Source organism: Marinimicrobium alkaliphilum, assembly GCF_003259155.1.
Taxonomy (GTDB): domain Bacteria; phylum Pseudomonadota; class Gammaproteobacteria; order Pseudomonadales; family Cellvibrionaceae; genus Marinimicrobium_A; species Marinimicrobium_A alkaliphilum.
In genome coordinates, this window is the sequence record NZ_QGMQ01000001.1 from 731,760 (window position 1) to 756,521 (window position 24,762).

Here is a 24,762-nt window from a genome sequence, read left to right on the forward strand (position 1 = left end):
ATAGACATAGCGAAACGAGGGTTTATCAATGGATCACACAGACGTATCAGTATCCGCCACCAATGAGCTGCCTTTGCTGCCACTGCGCGATGTCGTGGTGTATCCGCATATGGTCATTCCGTTGTTTGTCGGCCGGGACAAGTCGATAGCGGCGTTGGAAAATGCCATGGCGACTGACAAGCAGGTATTACTGGTGGCCCAAAAGAATCCATCGGTAGATGACCCTGGTGCCAAAGACCTGTTTTCGGTGGGCACTGTAGCGACTGTTCTGCAATTGTTGAAGCTGCCCGACGGCACGGTAAAAGTGTTGGTCGAGGGTGGTGAGCGTGCGCGTATTGAAAAAATCACGGAAGACCAGGGCTATTTTCGCGCACAAACCAGCGCCATGCCCGACGAGGCACTTGAAGGTAAGGAGTCAGAGGTTCTGGTTCAGTCTGCCATGAATCAGTTCGAAGAGTATGTGGGCCTGAGTAAAAAAGTGCCCGGCGAGGTTATGAATTCGCTTACCGGAATCGATGAGCCGAGTCGTTTGGCGGATACCATGGCCGCGCACATGGCATTGGAGCTACAGCAGAAACAGGCCGTGTTGGAAATGACCGATGTGCGTGCGCGCATCGAGCACTTGCTGGGCTTGATTGAGGCGGAAATTGATTTGTTCCAGGTCGAGAAGAAAATTCGCGGCCGGGTCAAAAAGCAGATGGAGAAAAGCCAGCGCGAGTACTATCTGAACGAGCAAATGAAAGCGATTCAGAAAGAGCTTGGCGAGATGGGAGACGAGCATAACGAAGCCGAAGATCTCGAGCATAAAATTGCCGATGCCGGTATGCCCAAGGATGCCGAAGAGAAAACGCTGGCAGAGCTGAACAAGCTTAAAATGATGTCGCCCATGTCGGCCGAGGCGTCGGTACTGCGGGCCTACATCGACTGGATGCTCAAGGTGCCCTGGAAAAAACGCAGTAAGGTGCGCCACGACCTGGTGCGCGCCGAGAGCGTCCTGGAAAAAGACCATTACGGTCTGGACGAAGTCAAAGAACGCATTCTTGAATACTTGGCCGTGCAGAAACGGGTCAAGAAAATCAAGGGCCCGATCCTGTGTCTGGTAGGCCCCCCGGGGGTCGGTAAAACGTCCTTGGGTGAGTCGATCGCACGCGCAACCAATCGTCAATTTGTGCGCATGGCCCTCGGCGGTGTGCGCGACGAAGCTGAGATTCGCGGGCATCGCCGCACCTACATTGGCTCCCTGCCGGGCAAGCTGGTGCAAAAAATGGCCAAGGTCGGGGTTAAAAACCCGTTGTTCCTGCTCGACGAGATTGACAAAATGGGCATGGACAATCGTGGCGACCCTGCGTCGGCACTGCTCGAAGTGCTCGATCCGGAGCAGAACAATCACTTCAATGATCACTACCTGGAAGTGGATTACGACCTGTCGGATGTGATGTTTGTGTGCACCTCCAACTCCATGAATATTCCGGCACCGCTGCTCGATCGAATGGAGGTGATTCGTATCCCGGGTTATACCGAGGACGAGAAGCTCAATATCGCCAAACGCTACTTGGTTCCGAAACAGATGCGGCTCAATGGCTTGAAGGAAAACGAGCTCAAAGTGGATGATCAGGCGGTGCTCGACATCGTCCGTTATTACACCCGTGAAGCGGGCGTGCGCGGGCTGGAGCGGGAAATTGCCAAGCTGTGCCGCAAGGTGGTTACCCGCCATGTGCGCGACAAGCGCGTGACCAAGGATCAGATCACCAGCGAGCTGATTGAAGATTTTCTGGGCGTGCGTAAGTTCGATTTCGGGCGCGCGGAGGTCAACAACCAGGTAGGGCAGGTGACCGGCCTGGCCTGGACCCAGGTAGGTGGCGAGTTGCTGACCATTGAAACCTCGGCGGTAAAAGGTAAAGGCCGGGTGATCAAAACCGGTTCGCTGGGCGATGTAATGCAGGAGTCAATTCAAGCGGCTTTGACTGTGGTGCGTTCGCGCGCCCAGGTGCTCGGTATCGCGCCGGATTATCACGAAAAAACCGATTTGCACATTCATGTGCCTGAGGGCGCCACACCCAAAGACGGCCCGAGCGCGGGTGTTGGTATGTGTACCGCGTTGGTGTCTGTGCTCACCCGAATTCCAGTGCGGGCCGATGTTGCCATGACCGGCGAGATCACCCTGCGGGGCGAGGTGTTGCGCATTGGTGGGCTGAAAGAGAAGCTTCTCGCGGCACACCGTGGCGGCATCAAAACGGTGATTATTCCAGCCGACAACGAGCGCGACCTGAAAGAGATCCCCGACAATATCAAACAGGATCTGGTCATCAAGCCGGTCAAATGGATTGATGATGTTCTGCAGGTCGCCTTGCAGGATATGCCCAAACCGCTCTCTGATGAGGAGTATCAGGCGTTGGAGCAGGAAGCACAAAGACGGGCGGATGACAAACGCATTAACACCCATTAAAGGGCGTTTCAGGGGTGTCGGTGATTGGCCCCTGTTTTGCAGTGATTCCGAGCCGTCGGCGAGCGGATTGTGAACCGGTGGGCATTTTATGGTCAAAAAGTGCCCAAAACGGGCGCCAGGCGGCATAAACCCTCAGTGGTTGCTTGACCCGCCCATGCACAGTTGGTATAAATCGCAATTCGTCAGCCTTGCTGGGGCGCCGGAGAATTAGCGCACCCGGAGAAATTACCGATAGGTCGGATCGCATTACTGCGTTGAGGCCAATTTAACAACTGACAGAATAAACTACGTCGATTTCTGAACTGAAAATCAAAAGGGGTAAAGTGTGAATAAATCCGAGCTTATCGAAGCCATCGCCGCTTCTGCAGACATTCCGAAAGCGGCAGCTGGCCGTGCCTTGGACGCCATGGTAGACAACATCACCGGCGCCCTGAAAAGTGGTGACCAGGTTGTACTGGTTGGTTTTGGTACCTTTGCTGTTAAAGAGCGTGCCGCGCGTACCGGTCGCAACCCGCAAACCGGCGCAGAGATCAAAATCCCTGCGGCTAAAGTACCTGGCTTCAAAGCAGGTAAAGCGCTGAAAGACGCCGTAAACAGCTAAGCAGCGTATTGACGCGGCAAACCTGACGCAGGCTCTGCGCGAGACTGTCGGCAAGCAAGCGGTGTTAATGAAGGCGCATCTTGATGGTGCGCCTTTTTTCGTTAGATTGTAAGAATCATAAAATCCCCGGGCGCAGGTCCGGTACAAGACTCTCAGTAGATGGTAGGAGCGCAGCATGTTGCAGAATCTCCGGGAAAACAGTAAAGGGCTGGTGGCCGGCCTTTTGATCGGTTTTCTCGTTATTATTTTCGCGTTATCCGGCTCGGAAGCCCTTTTCATGGGCGGTAGCAGTGGCGAGGGCGTGGAGGTCAGCGTCGACGGTGAACGCATCAGCGAGATTGATATCAATCGCGCCGTAAATATGCAGCGCCAGCAGCTGCGCAACATGTACGGCGACTCTGTGCCGTCCGAGTTTCTCTCTGATGAGCGCCTGCGGGAGCCGGTTGTCGAAAGCCTGATCCAGCGCAAGGCGATGGCCGTGGCGGCGCGCAGTGCGGGAATGTCGGTGAGCGATGATCAGGTCAACCAGATTATTCTGGCTGAGCCGATGTTTCGGGGTGAGGATGACAGCTTTGACAGCCAGCGCTTCCAGCAAATCCTGCGAGCCCAGGGCTTTACCCCGTCGACTTATCGCGCAGCACTGCGTGAGGATCTTCTGATTGAGCAATTGGTGGCCGGTATCGCCGGCTCGAGCTTTATCACTGAGGCCGAGTTGGCAAGGGCTGTTGCCCTGAACTACCAGACCCGCGATTTCAGCTACGTGACCATTGCGGGAGATGAGGTTCGTGCCAGCCTGGAGATTTCCGACGCTGAGCTGGAAGCATTCTACCAGGGCAGCCCTGAGGTTTTTACCCAGCCCGAGCGGGTGGCCGTTGATTATATCGACCTGAGCGTTGAGAACATTGCCGCGACCATGGATGTTCCCGAGCGCCAGATCCGCGAGCAGTATGAGCAAGAAGCCGCGAACTACGCCGGTGCTGCCGAGCGCAACGCTGCGCACATCCTGCTGGATGACGGCGATCGCGCGCTGGCCGACGAGCTTTACCAGCGGCTGGCGCAAGGTGAGGATTTTGCCGCCTTGGCGGCTGAGTACTCAGTGGATTCCGGCAGCCGCAACCAGGGCGGCGAGTTGGGCTATACCGCGGGCGACATGTTCCCGGATGCCTTTGAATCTGCGCTGGCGGACTTGAGTGTTGGCGACGTATCCGAGCCCGTGAGCACGGAAGCGGGCATCCACCTGATCAAGCTGCTCGACGAGCGCGGTGGCGAAGCCCCCAGTTTTGAAGAGCAGCGCGAGCGTATCGCCCGCCAGCTGCGTCGCGCTCGTGCCGAAGGTGAGTTCGCTGTGCTTCTGGAGCGCCTTCGCGATCTGGCCTACGTGGCCGAGGATCTGGCTGAGGTGGCGGATGAATTGGGACTTGAGGTTGGCAATACCGGTCTTTTCCCGCGCTCAGGTGGTCAAGGCGTGGCTGCGCAGCGTCAGGTGATCGACGCCGCGTTCTCGGACGTGGTTCTGGAGTACGGTGAGGCGAGCGACGCCATCGAGCTTGGCCCGGACCGCGTTGTTGTGGTTAAAAAGACGGACTTCCAGGACTCCTATGTGCAATCGCTGGACGACGTGCGTGAACAGGCCCTGGAGATGCTTCGGGACGAGCGTGTACGCGAGCAGGTGGCGAGCCGGGGCGAAGCCCTCAAACAGGCTCTGGCGTCCGGTCAGAGCCTTGCACAGGCCGCTGAAGAGGCGGGCCTGGAGGTGCGCACTGTTTCCGGTGTGACCCGTGATGCCGGCGAGCCGGGACGTGCACTCTTGCGCCATGCTTTCGCTTTGCCACGGCCGAGTGCAACGCCCTCGGTCGCCGGTCAGCACCTGAACGGCGGCAACTACGCGGTGATCGAGTTGACCGCTGTGGAAGACGGCCGGATGGAGGAGCGTGAGCCTGAGGAGATCGAGTCACTGCGTGCTCGCTTGAGCAGTCAGGTCGGTTCTTCCGATTACAGCAGCTTCCAGACGGCGCTGCGTGAACGGGTTGAAATCAGCCGCTAAGGGTTGGCCCAAGTGATCGCCCAAAAGCCCCGCCAGCAACATGCTGGCGGGGCTTTTTTGTGAGTGCTTGTGTTAGTTTAACCAGTGTGCATAGAATAGCTTTTTACCGGATCGAACTGTCACATATTTGCTTTGAGGGGATAACAACAATGTTTGCCAATAGCGGGAAGGGGCCAATGGCCAGGTTGCTGGTTTTGACAGGGATGCTGGCATTGGCTGCGGGCTGTGCACAACAGCCCAGGGGTGAGTCATCGCCTGAGGCGCTTTCGTGGCCAGACCTTGAGAACGCTGAGGCACAGGAGTTTGTCGCCCGGTGTGAGGCAGACCTGGTGTTGGCGCGCGGGCAGCTTGCTGCACTGGAAGACCCGCAAACGCCGCTCAGTGATTTAGGCTTGCTGGAGGCCATTAACGATTTGGATATCGTGGTCAACCGCATCTCGGGGCGCTCCAGCCTGATGCGCAACGTCCACCCCGATGAGCAAGTGCGTTCCGCTGCCGATGCCTGCCAACAAAATCTCGTGCCCCTGGGCAGTGATATCAGTTTATCGCGCCCCCTCTATCAGCGCCTGAGCCAGGTTGACCTTGAGCCGCTGTCGACGCTGGATCGCCGGTTTGTCGAGAAAATGCTCCAAGGCTATCAGCGTTCCGGTGTTGATCGGGACGAGACTACCCGCCAGAGAATCAGGGCGCTCAACGAGCGTATCAACCAGCTGGGCCAAGATTTCAATCGCAACATCCGCGAGGATACCCGACAGCTGCTGATTGAGCCGGAGCGCCTGAGCGGTGTGCCCGAGGACTTCATCGAGTCGCGCCTCAACGACGATGGCAAAGTTGTGGTCAGTACCGATTACCCCGACTACTTTCCCGTGATGCGTTATGCCGAGGAGGATGAGCTGCGCCGTGAACTGTACCTGCTGTTCCGCCAGCGGGCTTACCCGGAAAACGATGAGGTGCTAAGTGAACTGTTCGCGGCCCGTCACGAGTTGGCCACGCTGTTGGGCTATGACAGCTATGCGCACTATGTTACCGAAGACAAGATGATCGAAACGCCTGAGAATGCCCAGGCGTTTATTGACCGTATCAGCGGAATCGCTGAGCCCCGCGCTCAACGGGATTACCAGGTGCTGCTCGAGCGTCTGCGCGAGATCGATCCACAGGCAGAACGAGTCGAGGACTGGCAGAAAACCTATCTCGAAGAACTGATCAAGCAGGAAAGGTTCGATATCGACTCGCGCGAGCTGCGTGGCTACTTCCATTACGATAAGGTCAAGCAGGGCATTTTTGACCTGACCGAAACACTCTTTGGGGTGACGATTCATCCCTGGGAGACGGACACCTGGCACGAGTCAGTCAGTGCCTATGAGATTCGCGACGGCGATCAGGTACTGGGGCAGTTTTACCTGGATATGCACCCGCGCTCGGGCAAGTTCAACCATGCGGCGGCGTTTACCAAACGCAGTGGCGTAGAAGGTCGTCAGTTGCCGCTTGTGGCGCTGGTGTGCAACTTCCCGGGGGGGGAGGGCAGTTCCGGCTATATGGAACACTCGGATGTGAAGACCTTCCTACACGAATTTGGTCACCTGTTGCACGCCATTTTTGGCGGTCACCAGCCCAGGCTGAGTATGTCGGGTATTCGTACGGAATGGGATTTTGTCGAGGCTCCGTCCCAGATGCTGGAGGAATGGGTCTGGGACAGCGAAACCTTGAGCAACTTCGCACGCAATGAACAGGGAGAGGTGATTCCGGCAGACCTGGTTGAGCGTATGAATGCTGGGCGTGACTTTGGTCGCGGACTCTGGGTGCAGCACCAGATGTTCTACGCCGCCCTGTCATTAAATTACTATAATCGCGATCCCGAGGGGATGGATCTGACAGCCATGTCGCGCGATCTGCAGGCGGAGTATTCACCGTTCCGCTATGTGGATGACACTTATTTTCACGCCACCTTTGGGCACCTTTACGGCTACTCCGCCATCTACTACACCTATATGTGGTCACTGGTGATGGCCATGGATAAGTTCAGCGAGTTCAAGACTCACGGTATGCTCAATACCGAGGTGGCACAACGTTACCGGGATAAGGTACTGGCACCTGGCGGCAGCCGCGACGCGGCTGATCTGGTCGAGGATTTTCTGGGCCGCCCCTACAGTTTTGATGCGTTTGCCGAGATGTTGGAGGATGGTCCGAGCCATGATTAAGCGTTACTTTTTTTGCGTATTGAGTACTTTGGTAGTGCTGGGGCTGGCGGCCTGTTCCGATGACCAGAAAACGCCGGTGGAGCTGGGCAATGAGCAGCAGATCCTGCATATGGGTAACGGCGACGAGCCCTCGGATGTGGATCCGCATACCACTACCGGTATTCCCGAGCGCAATATCCAGGTGGCGCTGTTTGAGGGCTTGGTGGGCAAGGACCCGGAAACCCTGGACATCGTTCCGGCAGCGGCGGAATCCTGGGAGGTGTCCGAGGACGGTCTGACCTACCGTTTCCAGTTGCGCGAGAATGCGCGCTGGTCCAATGGCGATCCTCTCACCGCCGAGGATTTCGTGTGGTCCTGGCGCCGCGCATTGTTGCCCGCCCTGGGTAATCAGTACGCTTATTCACTCTACAGTGTACGCAATGCGGAAGCGTTTAATCGCGGTGAGCTGGATGATTTCAGCGAGGTTGGTGTCAGCGCGCTGGGTGAGCGTGAGTTGAAAGTCGAGTTGACCCGGCCAGTACCCTATTTTCTGGAGCTGCTTGATCATCACAGTATGTATCCGGTACATCGGGCCACCATTGAAGCTCACGGCCGTGAAGATCAGCGCGGCAGTCGTTGGAGCCGACCAGAGAATTTTGTGGGCAACGGCCCCTTTGTGCTCAAACGCTGGGTGCCTAATCAGGTGGTCGTAGTCGCGCGCAATCCCGGCTACTGGGATGCCGAGTCGGTACACCTGAACGAAATCCATTTTCACCCAGTGCAGCAGCCGTCTACTGAGGAGCGCATGTATCGGGCAGGGCAGTTGCATATCACCAACACCTTGCCCGAGGAACTGATTCCGCGCTACCGGGGACAGGATCACCCGGCGCTGCGCAGTTTTCCTTTCTATGCCACCTATTACTACGAGTTCAACACTCAAAAGCCGCCACTCGATGATGTGCGGGTGCGTCAGGCTCTGGCCTACTCCCTCAACCGCGAGCAGATTACCGATCAATTGTTGCAGGGCGGGCAGACGCCGGCCTTTCATATGACCCCGCCTGGCGCGGCGGGATACGAAGCTGAGGCGAGAGTGCCTTATGACCCGGGGCGCGCGCGCGCGTTGTTGGCTGAGGCCGGTTACCCCGGCGGGCAGAACTTTCCGTCGTTGACACTGCTCTACAACACCATGGAAAGCCACCAACGTATCGCGGTGGTGATTCAGCAAATGTGGAAGCGCGAACTCGGCATCGACATCAACTTGCGCAATCAGGACTGGCGAGTGTTTCTGGCCAGCAAACGCTCCGGTGAGCACGATATTGCCCGAGCCGGCTGGGTAGGGGATTACTATGACCCGAATACCTTTCTCGATTTGTTTGTTGCCGACGGCGGCAACAATGATACTGGCTGGTCTCATGCCCGCTACGATGAGCTGATCGCACGCGCAGCCAATGCGGATGATGAGCAGCAGCGCCTGAACTATTTTCAGGAAGCCGAGGCGATTCTGATGGAGGAGGTGCCCATCATTCCGATTTATTTTTATTATCGCAACCACCTGGTTGCGCCGTCGGTGCAGGGCTGGCACAGCAACGCCATGGATCATTACTCCTACAAGGGTGTACGTCTCGAGGCACAGCCGTAAGTCATGGGGCGCTATCTGCTCAAGCGCCTGGCGTTGGCGATCCCCGTGTTGCTGGCGGTGGTGACCATCACCTTTTTTATGGTGCGGTTGGCCCCGGGTGGGCCTTTCGATATGGAGCGCAATGTGCCCGCCGAGGTCACAGCCAACCTCAACGCGCAATACAATCTGGACGCTCCCCTGTGGCGCCAGTACGTGGACTACCTCGGTGATCTGGCCCGCGGTGATTTTGGGCCCTCGTTTCGCTACGCCAGCCGTTCGGTCAACGAAATGATCGGCGCGGGCTTTCCGATCACCCTGGAGTTGGGCCTGTACGCGATTCTGTTTGCACTGCTGGTCGGTATGCCCGCCGGCATACTGGCTTCGCTCAGACCCAATAGTGCCCAGGATTATGTCCCCATGTCGGCTGCGATGATTGGCATTTGCCTGCCTTCGTTTGTATTGGGGCCCATGCTGATTCTGGTGTTCGGGATCTGGTTGGGTTGGCTGCCGGTGTCGGGGTGGGGCATTAACCCCGGAGACAAGGTCCTGCCAGCGATTACCCTGGGTTCCACCTATGCCGCCTACATCGCCCGTATCACCCGCGGGGGGATGCTCGATATCCTGTCACAGGATTTTATTCGTACGGCCCGTGCCAAAGGTTTGTCCACCTGGCGTATCGTGCGCGTACACGCGCTGCGCGGAGGCGTGGCGCCCGTGGTGTCTTTTCTCGGGCCGGCGCTGGCGGGCTTGCTGGCGGGTTCTTTCGTTGTGGAAACCATTTTCCAGATTCCCGGTCTTGGGCGTTTTTATATTCAGGCGGCCTTTAATCGCGACTACACCATGATTTTGGGTACTACCGTGTTTCTGTCCGCCTTGATCATTTTATTTAACCTTCTCGCAGATGTTGTGTTGGTATGGCTGAATCCGCAGTTGCGCAAGAATCTCTGACGCCCGAGCCCGGCAGTTCGTTGATGCGTGACGCCTGGCGGCGGTTGCGCAAAAATCACCTGGCTATGGTAAGTCTTGTGTTTCTGTTGTGCCTGGTACTTCTGGCACTCTTGACGCCCTGGATTGCGCCCTATGAATACCAGGAGCAGAACTTGCTGTTGGGGGCATCGCCGCCATCCAGTGACCACTGGCTGGGCACTGATACCCTCGGACGCGATCAGTTCACTCGCATTCTTTACGGCAGCCGCATTTCCTTGATGGTGGGCTTTATTGCCACGGCGGTCGCCCTGCTAATCGGTGTGCTCTGGGGCGCGACGGCGGGTTACCTCGGTGGGCGAGTCGATAACGCGATGATGCGTTTTGTCGATGTCCTCTACGGTTTGCCGTTCGCTGTGTTCATTATTTTGTTGACAGTGATCTTCGGCAGTAGCCTGTTGTTACTGTTTCTAGTGATTGGTGCCGTCGAGTGGTTGACCATGGCGCGCATTGTGCGGGGCCAGGTGCTCACTGTACGCCGACAGGAGTATATTGAGGCCGCGGTGGCTATGGGGCTGTCCAGTTGGCGAATTATTCGGCGCCATGTGATTCCCAATGCGGTGGGGCCCATTATTGTGTACACGACGTTGACGATTCCCAGCGTGATTTTATTGGAGTCCTTTTTGAGTTTTCTTGGCCTGGGGATTCAGCCACCGCAAAGTTCCTGGGGCTCGTTGATTTCCGCCGGGGTCGAAAATATGGAGCTTTATCCCTGGCTGCTGATCTATCCGGCACTGACCCTGTCGGTTACCTTGTTCGCGTTAAACTTTCTCGGCGACGGGTTGCGCGATGCGCTAGACCCGCGCGCCTCCAAGGATTGAGTGATGACTGAGCAACAGCCCCTACTGCAGGTTGAAAATCTCCGGGTGGCTTTCCACAGCCGCGACGGGGTCACCACAGCGGTGGACGATATGAGTTTCACGCTTATGCCCGGTCAGGTGCTGGGCATTGTGGGTGAGTCAGGTTCGGGTAAATCCGTGTCCTGCTACAGCCTTCTGGGTTTGATTCCTTGCCCGCCCGGGCGTATCGAACGCGGAAGGGCGCTGCTTGAAGGGCGCGACCTCTTGAGCCTGAGTGAGCATGCTCTGCGCTCGGTGCGCGGGCGACGGATCGGCATGATTTTTCAGGACCCCATGACCTCGCTCAATCCTTATATGCGGATCGGTGAGCAGTTGATCGAGCCGCTGCGCGAGCACCGGGGGCTGTCTCGCAAGGCGGCCCGGGTCAAAGCACTGGCCATGCTGGAAGAGGTAGGTATTCAGGATGCCGCCGAGCGTATTGATGCCTATCCGCACGAATTCTCTGGCGGGATGCGCCAACGGGTCATGATTGCCATGGCACTGGTGAACGAACCGGACATCCTGATTGCCGATGAGCCGACGACGGCGCTGGATGTGACGGTACAGGCGCAGATTCTGACACTGATCAAGAGCCTGCAGGCCAGCTATGGTCTGGCGGTCATTTTTATTACCCACGATCTGGCTGTGGCCTCGCAAATGGCTGATGAGTTGCTGATCATGGAGAAGGGCGTGGTGGTGGAGCGGGGCACGCCAAAGAGTGTGTTTGCGGCTCAGGCCCACCCTTATACGCGCAAGCTGATTGGTGCCATTCCCGCCGGGGCCAAGCCGGTACCTTCGGAGATGGATCCCACCGACAACTTCGTCAAGGTCAATCACCTGCGCACCTGGTTCTACCCGCAGCAGGGCCTGTTGTCTCCGCGCGGGGAACCGCTCAAGGCAGTGGATGATGTCTCCTTGGAGATAGCGCGAGGAGAAATTCTGGGTCTGGTGGGGGAGTCGGGCTCGGGCAAGTCTACTCTGGGGCGGAGTATGATTCGCCTGGTGGACAGTCAGTCCGGCGAGGTGATTATCGATGGGGTGGATTACCGCGCGCTGCCTCGGGGAGCGTTGAAAAAGCAGCGGCGACAGGTTCAGATGATTTTCCAGGATCCCTACGCGTCCCTCAACCCGCGCATGACGGTGTTCGACACGCTGGCGGAGCCGTTGCGCGTGCACGGTCTGGCGAGCCGGAAAAACCTGGCGCAGCAGGTCAATCAGTTGATGGATGACGTGGGCCTGGATCGGCGGTTTGTGCGTAAGTATCCCCATGAGTTTTCAGGGGGCCAGCGCCAGCGCATTGCCATTGCCCGGGCACTTGCGTTACAGCCGAGGCTGATTGTTGCGGATGAGCCTGTGTCGGCGTTGGATGTCACCATTCAGGCGCAGATTCTGGATCTGCTGCTATCGCTCAGTCGCAAACACCACCTGACCATGTTGTTTATTTCCCACGATCTGGCGGTGGTTCGTTACATTTGCGACCGGGTGGCGGTCATGCATCGCGGGCAACTGGTGGAGGTTGCCGACACCGAGGCTCTGTTTGCGGCACCCGAGCACCCCTATACCCAGTCGCTGCTTGCCTCTATACCCTTGGCCCAGTGGGGCTGAAGGGGCGCGCACGATCCTCAGTTCGATTGAGTCACATCCACATACAGTGTCAATGACTGCCCAGGGTGAATCAGGCCGTCAGCGCTGACCGAGTTCCAATCTGCGATTTGCCGGACACTGACATTGAAACGACTGGCTATCCGCGCCAGGGAATCGCCCCGCCGGACCCGATAATTGACCCGACGCACAATGCCCTCGCGGTTGGTGGCCTGAGTGCCGCTGGCTTCGGTGTTGCGGGTCCAGACCACCAGTTCCTGGCCGGGGCGAATAGTGTCGTTGGGCGCCATGCCGTTCCAGTTGGTGAGGGCGCCAATGGTCACGCCATACTGGTTGGCAATGCGCCAGAAACTGTCTCCGGAGCGCACAGTGTGGGTCACACGGCGACTGCCGTCCCGACCCTGGGAACGCTCCTGGGTGCGCTGGCGGCGTTGGTCGGCACTCAAGCTGTAGTGGCTGGAGGGTTGGCTGGCGGTGGGGATCAATAACGTCTGGCCTTCGCGGATGATATGCGAATTCAGATTGTTGGTGCTCTGTAGGGCGGAAACGCTGGTGCGGTGGCGGCGTGCGATAGCGCCCAGGGTGTCACCCGCGCGCACCCGATAGCGGTCCCAGCCAACGCGACCGTCTTTGGGGAGTTCGTCAAGTTTTGCGCTGAACGTCTCGGCCTGTGCCAGGGGGATCAGCAGCTCATGGGGGCCCTCGGGATCTGTGGCCCAGCGATTGAACGCCGGGTTGAGGCGGTACAGGTCTTCCAGCTCAATCTCGGCCAGCTCGGCAGCTTGAGCCAGATCAATCTGGGAGTTGATGCCCACTCGGGCGAAAAACGGTTGGTTGGGGATCGGATTGAGGGTCACACCGAAGGCTTCGGGATCGCCCACCACTTGGGCCAGGGCCAGCAGTTGTGGTACATAGTTACGGGTTTCGCGGGGCAGGGGCAGGTTCCAGTAGTCGGTCGGGCGTCCCTCGCGGCGGTTGCGATTGATGGCCCGTTGCAGGTTGCCCTGGCCGGTATTGTAGGCCGCCAGGGCCAGCAGCCAATCGTTGTCAAACCGTTGGTGCAGGTACTTCAGGTAGCGGATGGCCGCGTCGGTCGAGGCGACAATATCCCGGCGCCCGTCATACCACCAGTTTTGCTTGAGCCCAAATTGGCGCCCGGTGGCGGGCACGAACTGCCAGATGCCGGAGGCCCGGCCATGGGAATAGGCGAAGGGATCAAAGGCACTTTCAATGATGGGCAGCAGGGCCAGCTCGGTGGGCATGTCGTTGGCTTCGAGCTCGCTGATGATGTAATACATGTAGCGCCCCGCGCGCTCGGTGACCCGATCCAGGTACAGCTGATTGCGGGAATACCAGCTCAGGTAGGTATCGATCCGGTCGTTGTCGTAGTCGTCGAAGCCATACCCGGCGCGCAGGCGCCACCAGAGGTTGTTTTCACCCGCGAGCTCGTAGTTGGCCCGCTCCTCGTCGTCCAGAGGGCAGTATGCCTGTTCGATCAGCAGGTGGGCATCGAGGGCGTCGGGATTGATCTGTGGGTCGCGCTGCAGGCTGCTGCAGCCGCTGATCAGGGCGATCCCGAGGGCGAGGGTGGCATACTTTGGCGATGTCATTGGCTTGCGGGTGTCCTGCTGCGATTAATGTGCGTAAAGGCGTATGAATTCTAGGGATTGCGCGGGTAGCGGTCAAGGAATCCTGTGCCAGTCTTATGCCCGTCCTTCCAGCGCCGCAGGCTGGCGAACACGGCGGCGGCATCCGGCAGCGCCTGGCCGCTGTAGTCTGCTGCAGCCCGTTGCACGGCCGGCTCCCGGCAACGCAGAAACGGGTTGGTGCGACGTTCAAGACCTACGCGAGTCGGTATGGTTGCCTGACCCTCCCGTCGGCGTGCCATTTCTGTGACGCAGCGCTCATTGATGGCGTCGTTGCCAGGTTCGACAGTACGGGCGAAGTCCAGGTTGGCGAGGGTGTATTCGTGGGCGCAGTACACCAGCGTGTCGTCAGGTAATTGGGCCAGCTTGTCGAGGGAGTTCAACATCTGAGCGGGCTCGCCCTCGAACATCCGTCCACAGCCGGCCGCAAACAAGGCGTCGCCGCAGAACAGCTGAGCGGCCCCGTGCGCGGGTTGGTGCAGGTAGGCAATGTGATCAAGGGTGTGTCCGGGCACCGCCAGCACCGTCAAAGGCATCCCCGGCAGCGCCACCCGGTCGCCCTCGGCGAGGGGGCGGGTCACCTGGGGGATGCGTTCGGACGCTGGCCCCCAGACCGGCACGGGGTGGCGGGCCAGCAGGGCCGGCAAGCCGTCGGTGTGATCCCAGTGGTGATGAGTGATCAGTATGCCTTTGAGTTTCAGGTCTCTTTGCGTCAAGGCGGTCAGCACCGGTTCGGCATCACCCGGATCGATAATATAGGCGTCGGGGGAGCCCGGGTCGGGCTGCAGGAGCCAAAAGTAATTGCTGTCCAGGGCGGGCAGGGCGTAGATCCGGGGTCTGGTAGACACTCGGGACTCCTCTGGTTGAGGGATTGCATAGGCGAATGATGTAGACTAGAGCCATGATAGCAAAAAGGTACCTGTCACGGCGCGGCCGTGCTGGCATGGGAGGGTAGTGCGGATGGCTGCACCGCGTTCATTGACCTACTGGCAACGCAAATGGCAACGACGGTTTGGCGTGTTGTCCCCGGCGCGAACCGTCGCTGAGCTCGATGCCTGGCTGCAAACGCCCTTGGGGCAGGCGCTGCTCAAGGCGGAGCAGGCACTGCTGGCGCCAGCGCTGCGAGACCTGTTCGGCTACCACCTGTTGCAACTGAGTATCAGCCCGTCCCTGGATCTGAGCGAAAGTAGCCGTATTGGACACCGTTTTGCTTTGGGCCCCCGCGGACTTAACGGCCAGAGTCGGCTTGCCGGGCAGGCGGACTTCCACGCCTTGCCGCTGCCGTCCGAATCTGTCGATCTGGTTATTCTGCACCATGTACTCGACTACAGCCCGACCCCGCACCAGTTGTTGCGCGAGGCGGAGCGGGTGCTGATTCCCCACGGCTATCTCGTGATCATTGGCTGCAACCCCTACAGCAGTCTGGGGCTGGGCGGGCGTATCGCTCAGTTGTTCAGTCGCAGCGCCCAGTGGCGGCGCCAATCCCTGGGGCCGCGGCGCATGCAAGACTGGCTGACCCTGCTGGATCTGGATCTCGTCAGCCTTGAGCGGGGCTTTTACCGACCGCCGGTTAACAATGAAAAATTCCTCAACCATTTGCAATGGTTGGATCGCTGGGGTAAAAGGCTGCATCTGCCTGGCGGCGGCTTCTACCAGGTGGTCGCGCGCAAAGATGTCTGCGCCATGACGCCGCTGCGGCCCGCGTGGCGCGATACCCGCGTCGCCAACGGCCTCGGGGCGGCGGGCCCATTGCGGTCTCCCAAGGCGTCGGCGGCCAATGATCGCTACAAGAGGAAAGGCTTTGAAGAAAGTTGAAATATTTACCGATGGCGCCTGCCGGGGTAACCCGGGACCGGGTGGCTGGGGTGCATTGCTGCGCTACAATGGCGAAGAGAAATCGCTCTACGGTGGCGAACCCGGGACGACCAACAACCGCATGGAGTTACAGGCGGCCATTGAGGGACTGAGTGCCTTGCGAGAGCCCTGCGAGGTGGTGCTGACCACGGACTCCCAGTATGTGCGTAAAGGCATTACCGAGTGGCTCGTTAACTGGAAGCGTAACAATTGGCGCACAGCGGCGAAAAAACCGGTCAAAAACGCCGAATTGTGGCAGCGCCTGGATGCCGAGAACGCCCGCCATCAGGTACAGTGGCGGTGGGTGAAGGGACACAGCGGCCACCGCGAGAACGAGCTGGCGGATCAACTTGCCAACCGCGGTATTGATGAATTGCGAGGATAGTGACTAATGCGACAAGTGGTGCTGGATACCGAAACCACAGGCCTGGATCCCCAGCAGGGCCACAGAATTATTGAAATCGGCTGTGTCGAGCTGGTCAATCGCAAGTTGACCGGGCGGCATTACCACCAGTACATCAACCCGCAGCGTGATATCGAGGCCGAGGCCATCGAGGTGCACGGTATCACCAATGAGCGCTTGGTGAACGAGCCGGTATTTGCGCGCATTGTCGACGAATTTCTGGCTTTTATTGACGGTGCCCAGCTGGTGATCCACAACGCGCCTTTCGATGTGGGCTTTATGGATAACGAGCTGAGTCTGCTCGGCGGCCGTCATGGCCGTATTGCCGACCGCTGCTCGGTGGTGGACAGCCTGGTGATGGCCCGGGAGAAACACCCGGGACAGAAGAACAACCTCGACAGCCTGTGTAAACGCTACGGCGTCGATAACTCGCACCGGGACCTGCACGGGGCCTTGCTTGATGCCGAAATTCTGGCGGATGTCTATCTGCTGATGACCGGCGGCCAGACCGCGCTTTCGCTCGGTGGCCAGCAGGAGCGTGACAGTGGTGACGAAACGGGTGGGGGCAACCGGATTCGCCGTTTGACCCAGGATCGGGCGCCGCTGCCAGTGGTACGCGCCAGCGCCGAGGAGCTGGCGCGGCACCAAAGTAAACTTGATGCCCTGGACAAGGCCGCTGGTGGAGAGTGTGTCTGGCGCCAGTGGCAATAGGGTATGAATGAGAAGCACTTGGCAGCGCAGGGCCGCGCAACCGGTTAAACTGGGCGCCAGAGCGGGATATAACACAAAGAGAGTCTCAGAGTGACTATGGCAGAACCCCTGAACCTGGCCTCCCTGCAATTGGTGCAGGACGAGCTGGTAGCAACCATCGAGCAGGCAGCGAACCGCCTTGAGCAGTTCTCACGCGATCGGAACAATGCGGAGCTGCTCCAGGCTTGTATCGACTACATCAAGCAGATCAAGGGCACCCTCAGCTTGCTGCAAATGCGTGGTGTCGATGTGCTTGCGGATGAATTGGTCGCGCACACCACAGAATTTACCCTGGGTGATGACTCCATTGACTCAGAGTTGGAGCTGATCAGCACCGCTTTTTTCATTCTGCCCCGCTATTTTGAGTACTGCCTGCAGAGCGCGCGCAGCATGCCGGTTGTACTTTTGCCCCACATCAACCAGTTGCGCCAGGCGCGCCGGGCGCCGCCGCTGCCAGAGAGTTACTATTTTGACTACCAGTTGCCGTCGGTGGGACCGCGCAAGGGCCAGAGCAGTGCCGTGTTGGGCGAGGATTTTGGCGCGTTGACGCGCCGCCTGCGACATATGTATCAGGTGGGTCTGGTCCAGGTTCTGCGTGGCGCACAGCTGCGGCCAGCGTTGGGCATGATGGAGCGGGCGCTGGAACGCTTGGCCTCGGTCACCGGTGGGCGCCCGGCGGGCAATCTCTGGTGGGTCGCGAGTGTCGCGCTGAGTGTGATCCGCGCGGAGCAGATGGACCTGAACGATAGCCGTAAGCGTCTGATTGGTCGACTCGACCGCAAAATCAAACAGCTGCAGCAGGACGGTCAGGCACAACTGGATACGGAGCCGGATCCGGATCTGCTTAAAGAGCTGCTCTATATCATTGCTTTGTCGCGGTCAGAGTCCCCGACGGCGGGAGCGGTCATCAGTGCTTACGAATTGCCGGCACTGCCTTTTACTGAGGGTGAGTTGGCGCGCGAACTGGGCCACCTTAATGGCCCGAGTGCCAATACCTTTGCCTCAATGAGTGAAGAGCTGCGCGGTGAACTGCGCAATGCCAAACTGATTCTCGAACGGGCCGTGCAGGGCGGCAGCGAGATGTTGCGAGAAAGTCCGGAGCTTGTGGATACCCTGAAGAAAGTGGCAGGGATTCTCTCGGTTGTAGGGCTGTCCGCACCCAGTCAGTGCCTGAATGAAGAGGTGACCAAGATTCTCGCCTGGCATCAGCGCGATGAGCCGGTCGCGCCGGAGGAGCTGCTCGAAGTCGCCGACAGTCTGCTCTATGTCGAAAGCACCATCGGCGGTTTGCACCGGAGCAAGCCGAGCGACGATCAGATTCGCGCGCTCAATGCAATTTCCCGCGATGAGGTGGTCAGCAGTAGCCAGCTGGCCGAGGCCCAGCGCGTCGTGTTCGAAGAGGCGCAGAACGGTCTGGTGCTGGTCAAGCGAGCACTGAATGCGTTTGTCGAGAGCCAGTTCGACAAGGGTCACATCCGGAATGTCAATGCGACGCTTAACAGCGTAAGGGGTGGCCTGGTGGTGATGAACTACGCCCGCGCTGCCCATATCGTCGATCAGAGTATTCAGTTTATCGATCAGGCCCTGCTCAAAAACGAACAGCCCGCCACCGAAAAGCACCGGCTGGAGACTTTTGCCGATGCGGTCATCAGTCTTGAGCACTACCTGGACAGTCTGCGCAACGGCGTTTCGAACAGCGACAAAGCCCTTCAGATCGCCGAGGAAAGTCTCGAAGCCCTGGGCTTCAAGGCCTACCAGGCTGGTTAAATGAGTCGTTTTATCGCCGCCAGCCTGCCGCCTTCGTCTCGGGTCGACGCCCGCTACCTGTTGGTTGCGGAAGGGTTGCTATGCTGCCCGGAGCAGGGCCTCTGGGCGCCGGTGCCCGAAGCGCAGCTGACAGTGCCGCCTGCGGCGGTCACCGACGAGCATTTTGTCGGTTACCTCGATGGCGCTCCCTGTTGGGTGTGGGTACTCAATGAAGCGCTGGCGCTGAGCGGCTACCAGTGGTTGGGCTTGCGCACCCAGCTCGGCGTACTCGACGATCCCTGTTTCAGTCTGGCCGGACGCGCGTTACAGTTGGCGCAATGGCAGCGCGATCATCGCTATTGCGGGCGCTGTGGCCGGCCGACCCGGTCTCTTGCCGACGAGCGCGCCAAAGTCTGCGATGCTTGCGAGCAGCGCTACTATCCACGTCTATCACCCTGCATGATTACCTTGGTGACCCGTGGCGATGAGTGCCTTTTGGCGCTTCACGCGCGGGCGCGCCAGCGGCCGATGTACACCGCGCTGGCGGGATTTATCGAAGCGGGGGAGGCGGTGGAAGATACGGTGCGCCGGGAGGTCATGGAAGAGGTCGGGCTTAAGGTGCACCGGTTGCGTTATTTTGGCAGCCAGTCCTGGCCTTTCCCCGGGCAGCTGATGCTCGGGTTTCACGCCGACTACCGCAGTGGTGAAATTTGCGTAGACGGTGAGGAAATTGTCGATGCCCGTTGGTGGCGTTTTGACCAGCTGCCCGATGTGCCGCCTGTGACCACGCTTTCGGGGCAGTTGATTCGGGATTTTGTCGAACGGTGCAATGCCGCCGTTTGAGGCTTTGAATCACAGGGGGAAGTGTTCATGATCTATTCCGTGTTGTTAATCGTTATCCTGCTTGTGTGCGCTGTTATTGCATTTGCGGGTGTTCGGGTCCTTTTGCGCCAGCCCTGGGTCAGGGGCTGGGTGCGAGGCACCGCGGGCTTGGGTCTGCTCGCGGGCGCGCTCCTGGTAGCGCTGGTAGCGCTGGCGTTATTTGGTTATCGTCAGCCCTCACCCGGGGCTGCGATTGCCACCCTGGGCTTTGAGCGAGTGGATGAGCAGCATTTTCGTGTGACCCTGGTGGATACTCGCGCCGGAGAGGAGCACCGGTTTGAGTTGCACGGCGATCAATGGGAGCTGGACGCACGTCTGGTGCAATGGGTCGGCAGCCTCGAACGCCTCGGCGCCAATCCGGGCTACCAGCTTAATCAGGTCAGCGGTCGGTATTACGCCCTGGCACAGGACCGTACCGAACAAAGAACGCTTTACGGGTTTGATCAAGCGGGGTACGGTATCGATGTTTGGGCATGGCTCGAGCGCTACCCCTGGCTTTTGCCGGTTCTGCAGGCGCGTACCGCCAGCGTCAGTTTTGTGCCCATGGCCGATGGTGCGCTGTACGAAGTGCGGGTGGATACGTCCGGGCTCGAGGCGCGCGGTTTAAACGAGCGAGCCCGAACACTGCTCGCCGATTGATACCTGTCGGCTGGTACCCAACGATAGCGATATTTAGGAGACAGTACTTTGGAATTTATCAGTGAATACGGCCTCTTTCTGGCCAAAACGGCGACCTTTCTGGTGGCCGTGTTTGTCGTGGTCAGCCTGATGGTGTCGCTGGGTCAGCGAGGCAAGAAAGGGGAGCGCGGGCATATCGAGGTAACCAAACTCAATGATCGCTACGAACATATGAGCGACACCCTCAAACACGCGACTCTGGATGACGAGGCCCGCAAGCTGGCAGACAAAGCCCGGAAAAAGCACGAGAAGAAAGAGGCGGCTGAGCGCAAGAAAAAAGCCAAGGAAGCCGCTCGGGAGATGGCCAAAGAGGATGCTGAAGCACCCCCAAAGCCCGGCCGCAAGCGGGTTTTTGTGTTGAACTTTGAGGGTGATATCAAGGCTTCGGCCACCGACCAATTGCGAGAGGAAGTCACGGCGGTGCTCACGCTCGCGACGTCTGATGACGAAGTCGTCGTGCGTCTCGAAAGTGGTGGCGGTATGGTGCACAGCTACGGTTTGGCGTCCAGTCAATTGGCGCGCATTGCTGACCGAAAAGTGCCGCTTACGGCTTGTGTTGATAAAGTGGCGGCGAGCGGTGGCTACATGATGGCGTGTGTTGCGGACAAAGTCCTGGCGGCGCCTTTTGCCGTGATGGGTTCTATTGGCGTTGTGGCACAGTTACCCAATTTTCACCGGTTGCTGAAAAAGAATGACATCGATTTCGAGTTGTTCACCGCGGGTGAATACAAGCGCACCGTCACCATGTTTGGTGAGAATACCCGCAAAGCGCGGGAAAAATTTACCCAAGACCTCGAAGATACCCATGTCCTGTTTAAAGAGTTTGTGCGTGAGCACCGTCCGTCGGTCGACATCGACAAGGTGGCAACCGGTGAGGTCTGGTACGGGCGTCGAGCGCAAGACGTCAATCTGGTTGACGGTTTGCAGACCAGTGATGAATACTTATTGAATCAAAGCAAAGACGCAGACATTTACGAGATCGAGTACGTGGTGAAAAAATCCCTGCCGGAAAAACTGGGTGTTGCGGCTCAGGCGGCGGCAGACAGGTTGCTGCTGACCTGGTGGGCACGGCTTAACAACAGCCGTTGGTTCTGATGTTATTGGGAGGTTGTCCATGGTTTTTGGTCTGGGACGCAAAACAGTGATGCCTTCGCCCGAGGAGGCGCTGCCTGGACGGGCTGCGCCACTCACCGTCCACAACGAGCACGCGCTGCTGGGGCATCCGATCCAGCCACCCTTTCCCGAACAGATGCGCGAGGTGATCGTGGGGCTCGGCTGCTTTTGGGGGGCGGAGCGTTGTTTCTGGACCTTGCCCGGCGTCTACACAACAGCCGTGGGCTACAGTGGTGGCTATACCCCAAATCCGACCTACGAAGAAGTCTGCTCCGGCCTGACCGGGCATAATGAGGTGGTGCGCGTGGTGTACGATCCTGCGAAGGTGAGCTTTGAAACGATCCTCGCCACCTTCTGGACAGCACACAATCCTACGCAGGGCATGCGCCAGGGCAACGACACAGGAACCCAGTATCGCTCGGGCATTTATGTGGATAATGACGCGTCCCTGGCACTCGCGCAGGCCAGTCGCGACCGCTATCAGGCGGCGCTTACAGCCGCCGGTCTGGGGGAGATCACCACAGAGATTGTGCGTGCCGGCCCGTTTTACTATGCCGAAAATTACCATCAGCAGTATTTACACAAAAATCCGGGCGGTTATTGCGGGCTGGGCGGCACGGGCGTGAATTACCCGGAGTGATTGCGGTAGGGGACACCTGACAAACGGGGGTGCGGGTTGTCGGATTACGCCTTCGGCTAATCCGACCTACTGGGAGCATTGTGCCGGTGTTTTGGTTTGGGTGCGGGTTGTCGGATTACGCCTTCGGCTAATCCGACCTACTGGGGGCATTGTGCCGGTGTTTTTGGTTTGGGTGCGGGTTGTCGGATTACGCTTTCGGCTAATCCGACCTACTGGGTACATGGTGGCATTGTTTGAGTAGGTCGGATTAGCGCAGCGTAATCCGACACCTGAGGCAGCCAAGCCAGAAAAAACGCCTGTCTCTGAACTTATAAAAAGTCCAGATCCGGATTGTCCCGCAAAATCTCCTTCGAGGCCTCGGACTCGTCCTCTTCCTGCTCCAACACGTCTTTGACAAACTTGAAATACACCGTATAAATCTCTGGTGCCTGGCCGTCACGTTCCACCACAAAAAAGGGTGCGCGATCGACGCTGTGTTCAGCGGCGATCTTCAAGCCCGGACTCTCGGGGTCGCGCTCGTCGGCTACCAGCACCTCATCAATGCGCGCCATCTGCCCTGAGCTTTCCAGTTTGTCCAGAACATCGGCACATTTCTTACAGGGTGATCCGTCAGACAGAATTTTTTTGACCAGCGTGATTTTCATAACAGTTCCCGTCAGTTGTTCAGAGCGACTCAGGCTTTCGCGTTCAGGTTTTGAGCGTGCAGCCCGCACTCCTTTTTTGTGGCTTCTTCCCACCACCAGCGACCCTCGCGCTCATGTTGGCCTGGGCCGATGGGGCGGGTGCAAGGTTCGCAGCCGATGGACACAAAGCCGCGGTCGTGCAGTTCATTATAAGGCACATTCATCGCGCGGATATACTCCCACACCTGGGCCGAGGTCCAGTTGGCCAGCGGGTTGAACTTGGTCAGGCTTCCGCCCTGGCGAGCGAACAGCTTGTCTTCCTGGATGACCGGAATGGCGCTGCGGGTACCCGGGTTCTGATCCCGGCGTTGGCCCGTCACCCAGGCGTCGAGGGTGACCAGTTTCTTGCGCAGCGGGGTAATCTTGCGGATGCTGCAGCATTCCTGATGGTTGTCACGGTAAAAACTGAACAGACCTTTTTCGGTGGTCAGTTTGCGTACCGCCTCGGCATCGGGGAACAGAATATCGATTTCAATGCCGTAGTGCTCCCGTACCCGTTCGATAAAACGGTAGGTTTCCGCATGCAGGCGTCCGGTATCGAGACAGAAGGCCTTCACATCGGGGCGAATCCGGTGTGCCATATCGATCAGTACGACATCTTCGGCGCCGCTGAATGACAGGGCGAGGTTGTCAAAATTGTCCAACGCGAATTGAAGAATGGCTTGTGGCGTTTCTTGTTGGAGTTTGGCATCCAGATCGACAGTGTTCAGCAGTTCGCTCATGGCAGACAGTCTCGCCTTTGGGGGTTCATTGGAGGGTGCGAAGAATACCAGAATCGGACATTCGCTGCCTAATAGTGTCCTGTTATATGGTTATAGCCGATGGCGGTTGTTCGTTGTCAGGAGGATGGGGTGCCACAGGTGTCGGATTACGCTGCGCTAATCCGACCTACTCAAACAACGGCACAATGCTCCCAGCAGCTCGGATCAGGCCAAAGGGCGTAATCCGACAAAACGCACCACCCCCAAAATAACGGCAACGCCCCCAGTAGGTCGGATTAGCGCAGCGTAATCCGACAAAGCGCCACCCAACCCCAAAACAACGGCACAATGCTCCCAGTAGGTCGGATTAGTCGAAAGCGTAATCCGACAGAAGCGCCATCCCTCCCGCGTGGAACATTGAATAAAAATCCATCGGCTTGGCGGCAATTTGCACAACCTGTGGTGTTTTACTCTTCGCTGGGACACAAGATGTGCCAAAAAACTAAGAAAAATCAGCAATTTGCGGCCCTCTTTTAATATAGCGCTAATGAATAAAAAATAGCCAATGTGCCTTAGGTACTTATATGTTCCACGTGAAAACCCGGTGTGCAAGCGGTTTGCTTTCGCTTTGGGAAAGCGGTAGATTGCTCAACAATTTTACGGTGTTCGATTTTTCACATTCTGACGATATAAGGGGTTTACAGTGGAGCTAGCCTGTCTTGACCTGGAAGGGGTTCTGGTACCGGAAATCTGGATTGAGTTTGCGAAGAAAACCGGCATTGAAGAGCTCAAAGCCACCACCCGGGATATTCCGGACTACGATGTGCTGATGAAGCAGCGCCTGCGCATTCTGGAGGAGCACAACCTGGGCCTGAACGAGATTCAGGAGGTGATTGCTACGCTGGAGCCGCTCGACGGCGCACGGGAGTTTGTGGACTGGCTGCGGGAGCGTTTCCAGGTCATCATCCTGTCGGACACTTTTTATGAATTCTCCCAGCCGCTGATGCGTCAGCTGGGTTTCCCGACGCTGTTCTGCCACCGTCTGGAGATCGGGGAGGGCGGCAAGGTCACCGATTACACCCTGCGCCAGCGCGATCCCAAGCGCCAGTCGGTGCTGGCTCTGAAAACCCTGTACTACCGCATTATCGCGGCGGGCGACTCCTATAATGACACCACCATGTTGGGTGAGGCGGATGCCGGTATTCTGTTTCATGCCCCGCAGAACGTCATCGACGAGTTCCCCCAATTTCCCGCCGTCCATAACTTCCAGGACCTGAAAAAGGCGTTTATCGCCGCCAGTAATCGGGAATTGAGTCTTTAAGTTTTTGGTTCGGAGTGGGCGAATCGACAAGGCC

At 58.3% G+C, this 24,762-nt stretch carries 21 protein-coding genes; 17 read left to right on the forward strand and 4 right to left on the reverse strand.

Going from position 1 to position 24,762, the window contains the following annotated elements:
* Positions 1–28: 28 nt before the first annotated feature.
* The 8 genes from lon (at position 29) to DKW72_RS03255 (ending at position 12,314) form a co-directional block, all read left to right on the forward strand.
* Complete coding sequence (gene lon / locus DKW72_RS03220; RefSeq protein WP_111640850.1) at positions 29–2,446, forward strand: endopeptidase La; 2,418 nt, start codon at positions 29–31, stop codon at positions 2,444–2,446.
* 325 nt (positions 2,447–2,771) lie between these two features.
* Positions 2,772–3,047, forward strand: a complete 276-nt coding sequence (locus DKW72_RS03225; RefSeq protein ID WP_111640851.1) for an HU family DNA-binding protein — start codon at positions 2,772–2,774, stop codon at positions 3,045–3,047.
* Between the two features lie 175 nt (positions 3,048–3,222).
* Positions 3,223–5,091, forward strand: coding sequence for a SurA N-terminal domain-containing protein (locus tag DKW72_RS03230; RefSeq protein ID WP_111640852.1), 1,869 nt, complete (start codon positions 3,223–3,225; stop codon positions 5,089–5,091).
* Between the two features lie 176 nt (positions 5,092–5,267).
* Positions 5,268–7,289 (forward strand): M3 family metallopeptidase, encoded by a 2,022-nt coding sequence (locus DKW72_RS03235; protein WP_232522294.1) that lies wholly within the window; start codon positions 5,268–5,270, stop codon positions 7,287–7,289.
* Positions 7,282–8,907: a peptide ABC transporter substrate-binding protein gene (locus tag DKW72_RS03240; RefSeq protein WP_111640854.1), complete on the forward strand. Its 1,626-nt coding sequence runs from the start codon at positions 7,282–7,284 to the stop codon at positions 8,905–8,907. Before DKW72_RS03235 ends, DKW72_RS03240 begins: the two co-directional genes overlap by 8 nt.
* A gap of 3 nt (positions 8,908–8,910) precedes the next feature.
* Positions 8,911–9,834 (forward strand): ABC transporter permease, encoded by a 924-nt coding sequence (locus DKW72_RS03245; RefSeq protein ID WP_111640855.1) that lies wholly within the window; start codon positions 8,911–8,913, stop codon positions 9,832–9,834.
* Positions 9,801–10,691, forward strand: coding sequence for an ABC transporter permease (locus tag DKW72_RS03250; RefSeq protein WP_111640856.1), 891 nt, complete (start codon positions 9,801–9,803; stop codon positions 10,689–10,691). The genes DKW72_RS03245 and DKW72_RS03250 overlap by 34 nt, the downstream gene beginning before the upstream one ends.
* Before the next feature lie 3 nt (positions 10,692–10,694).
* Positions 10,695–12,314: an ABC transporter ATP-binding protein gene (locus DKW72_RS03255; RefSeq protein ID WP_111640857.1), complete on the forward strand. Its 1,620-nt coding sequence runs from the start codon at positions 10,695–10,697 to the stop codon at positions 12,312–12,314.
* Between the two features lie 17 nt (positions 12,315–12,331).
* Here the strand turns inward: DKW72_RS03255 and DKW72_RS03260 are convergent, their stop codons facing one another.
* Complete coding sequence (locus DKW72_RS03260) at positions 12,332–13,921, reverse strand: LysM peptidoglycan-binding domain-containing protein (protein ID WP_111640858.1); 1,590 nt, start codon at positions 13,919–13,921, stop codon at positions 12,332–12,334.
* 50 nt (positions 13,922–13,971) lie between these two features.
* Positions 13,972–14,805 (reverse strand): hydroxyacylglutathione hydrolase, encoded by an 834-nt coding sequence (gene gloB, locus DKW72_RS03265; RefSeq protein WP_111640859.1) that lies wholly within the window; start codon positions 14,803–14,805, stop codon positions 13,972–13,974.
* Between the two features lie 112 nt (positions 14,806–14,917).
* On the opposite strand from gloB, the gene DKW72_RS03270 reads away from it, so the two are divergent.
* From DKW72_RS03270 to msrA, 8 genes are all read left to right on the forward strand, one after another.
* Positions 14,918–15,772, forward strand: a complete 855-nt coding sequence (locus DKW72_RS03270) for a class I SAM-dependent methyltransferase (RefSeq protein WP_111640860.1) — start codon at positions 14,918–14,920, stop codon at positions 15,770–15,772.
* Complete coding sequence (gene rnhA, locus DKW72_RS03275; RefSeq protein WP_111640861.1) at positions 15,759–16,196, forward strand: ribonuclease HI; 438 nt, start codon at positions 15,759–15,761, stop codon at positions 16,194–16,196. Before DKW72_RS03270 ends, rnhA begins: the two co-directional genes overlap by 14 nt.
* Positions 16,197–16,202: 6 nt before the next feature.
* The gene (gene dnaQ, locus DKW72_RS03280; protein ID WP_111640862.1) at positions 16,203–16,925 is read left to right on the forward strand and encodes a DNA polymerase III subunit epsilon; all 723 of its coding nucleotides are present in this window, start codon (positions 16,203–16,205) and stop codon (positions 16,923–16,925) included.
* A gap of 96 nt (positions 16,926–17,021) precedes the next feature.
* The gene (locus tag DKW72_RS03285) at positions 17,022–18,731 is read left to right on the forward strand and encodes a pilus assembly protein (protein WP_198411194.1); all 1,710 of its coding nucleotides are present in this window, start codon (positions 17,022–17,024) and stop codon (positions 18,729–18,731) included.
* A complete protein-coding gene (gene nudC / locus DKW72_RS03290) occupies positions 18,732–19,553 on the forward strand; it encodes an NAD(+) diphosphatase (protein WP_111640864.1) in 822 nt (273 codons plus the stop codon).
* A gap of 27 nt (positions 19,554–19,580) precedes the next feature.
* A complete protein-coding gene (locus DKW72_RS03295; RefSeq protein WP_111640865.1) occupies positions 19,581–20,231 on the forward strand; it encodes a cation/multidrug efflux pump in 651 nt (216 codons plus the stop codon).
* Positions 20,232–20,279: 48 nt separating this feature from the next.
* Positions 20,280–21,365: a protease SohB gene (sohB, locus tag DKW72_RS03300; RefSeq protein ID WP_111640866.1), complete on the forward strand. Its 1,086-nt coding sequence runs from the start codon at positions 20,280–20,282 to the stop codon at positions 21,363–21,365.
* Positions 21,366–21,384: 19 nt separating this feature from the next.
* The gene (gene msrA / locus DKW72_RS03305) at positions 21,385–22,023 is read left to right on the forward strand and encodes a peptide-methionine (S)-S-oxide reductase MsrA (RefSeq protein WP_198411195.1); all 639 of its coding nucleotides are present in this window, start codon (positions 21,385–21,387) and stop codon (positions 22,021–22,023) included.
* Between the two features lie 308 nt (positions 22,024–22,331).
* Here the strand turns inward: msrA and DKW72_RS03310 are convergent, their stop codons facing one another.
* Entirely contained in the window at positions 22,332–22,667 is a 336-nt protein-coding gene (locus DKW72_RS03310; RefSeq protein WP_111640867.1) for a hypothetical protein, read from the reverse strand.
* Positions 22,668–22,696: 29 nt separating this feature from the next.
* The gene (locus tag DKW72_RS03315; protein ID WP_111640868.1) at positions 22,697–23,428 is read right to left on the reverse strand and encodes a phosphoadenylyl-sulfate reductase; all 732 of its coding nucleotides are present in this window, start codon (positions 23,426–23,428) and stop codon (positions 22,697–22,699) included.
* Between the two features lie 682 nt (positions 23,429–24,110).
* Here DKW72_RS03315 and thrH point away from each other — a divergent pair.
* Positions 24,111–24,728 (forward strand): bifunctional phosphoserine phosphatase/homoserine phosphotransferase ThrH, encoded by a 618-nt coding sequence (gene thrH / locus DKW72_RS03320; RefSeq protein WP_111640869.1) that lies wholly within the window; start codon positions 24,111–24,113, stop codon positions 24,726–24,728.
* Positions 24,729–24,762 lie beyond the last annotated feature (34 nt).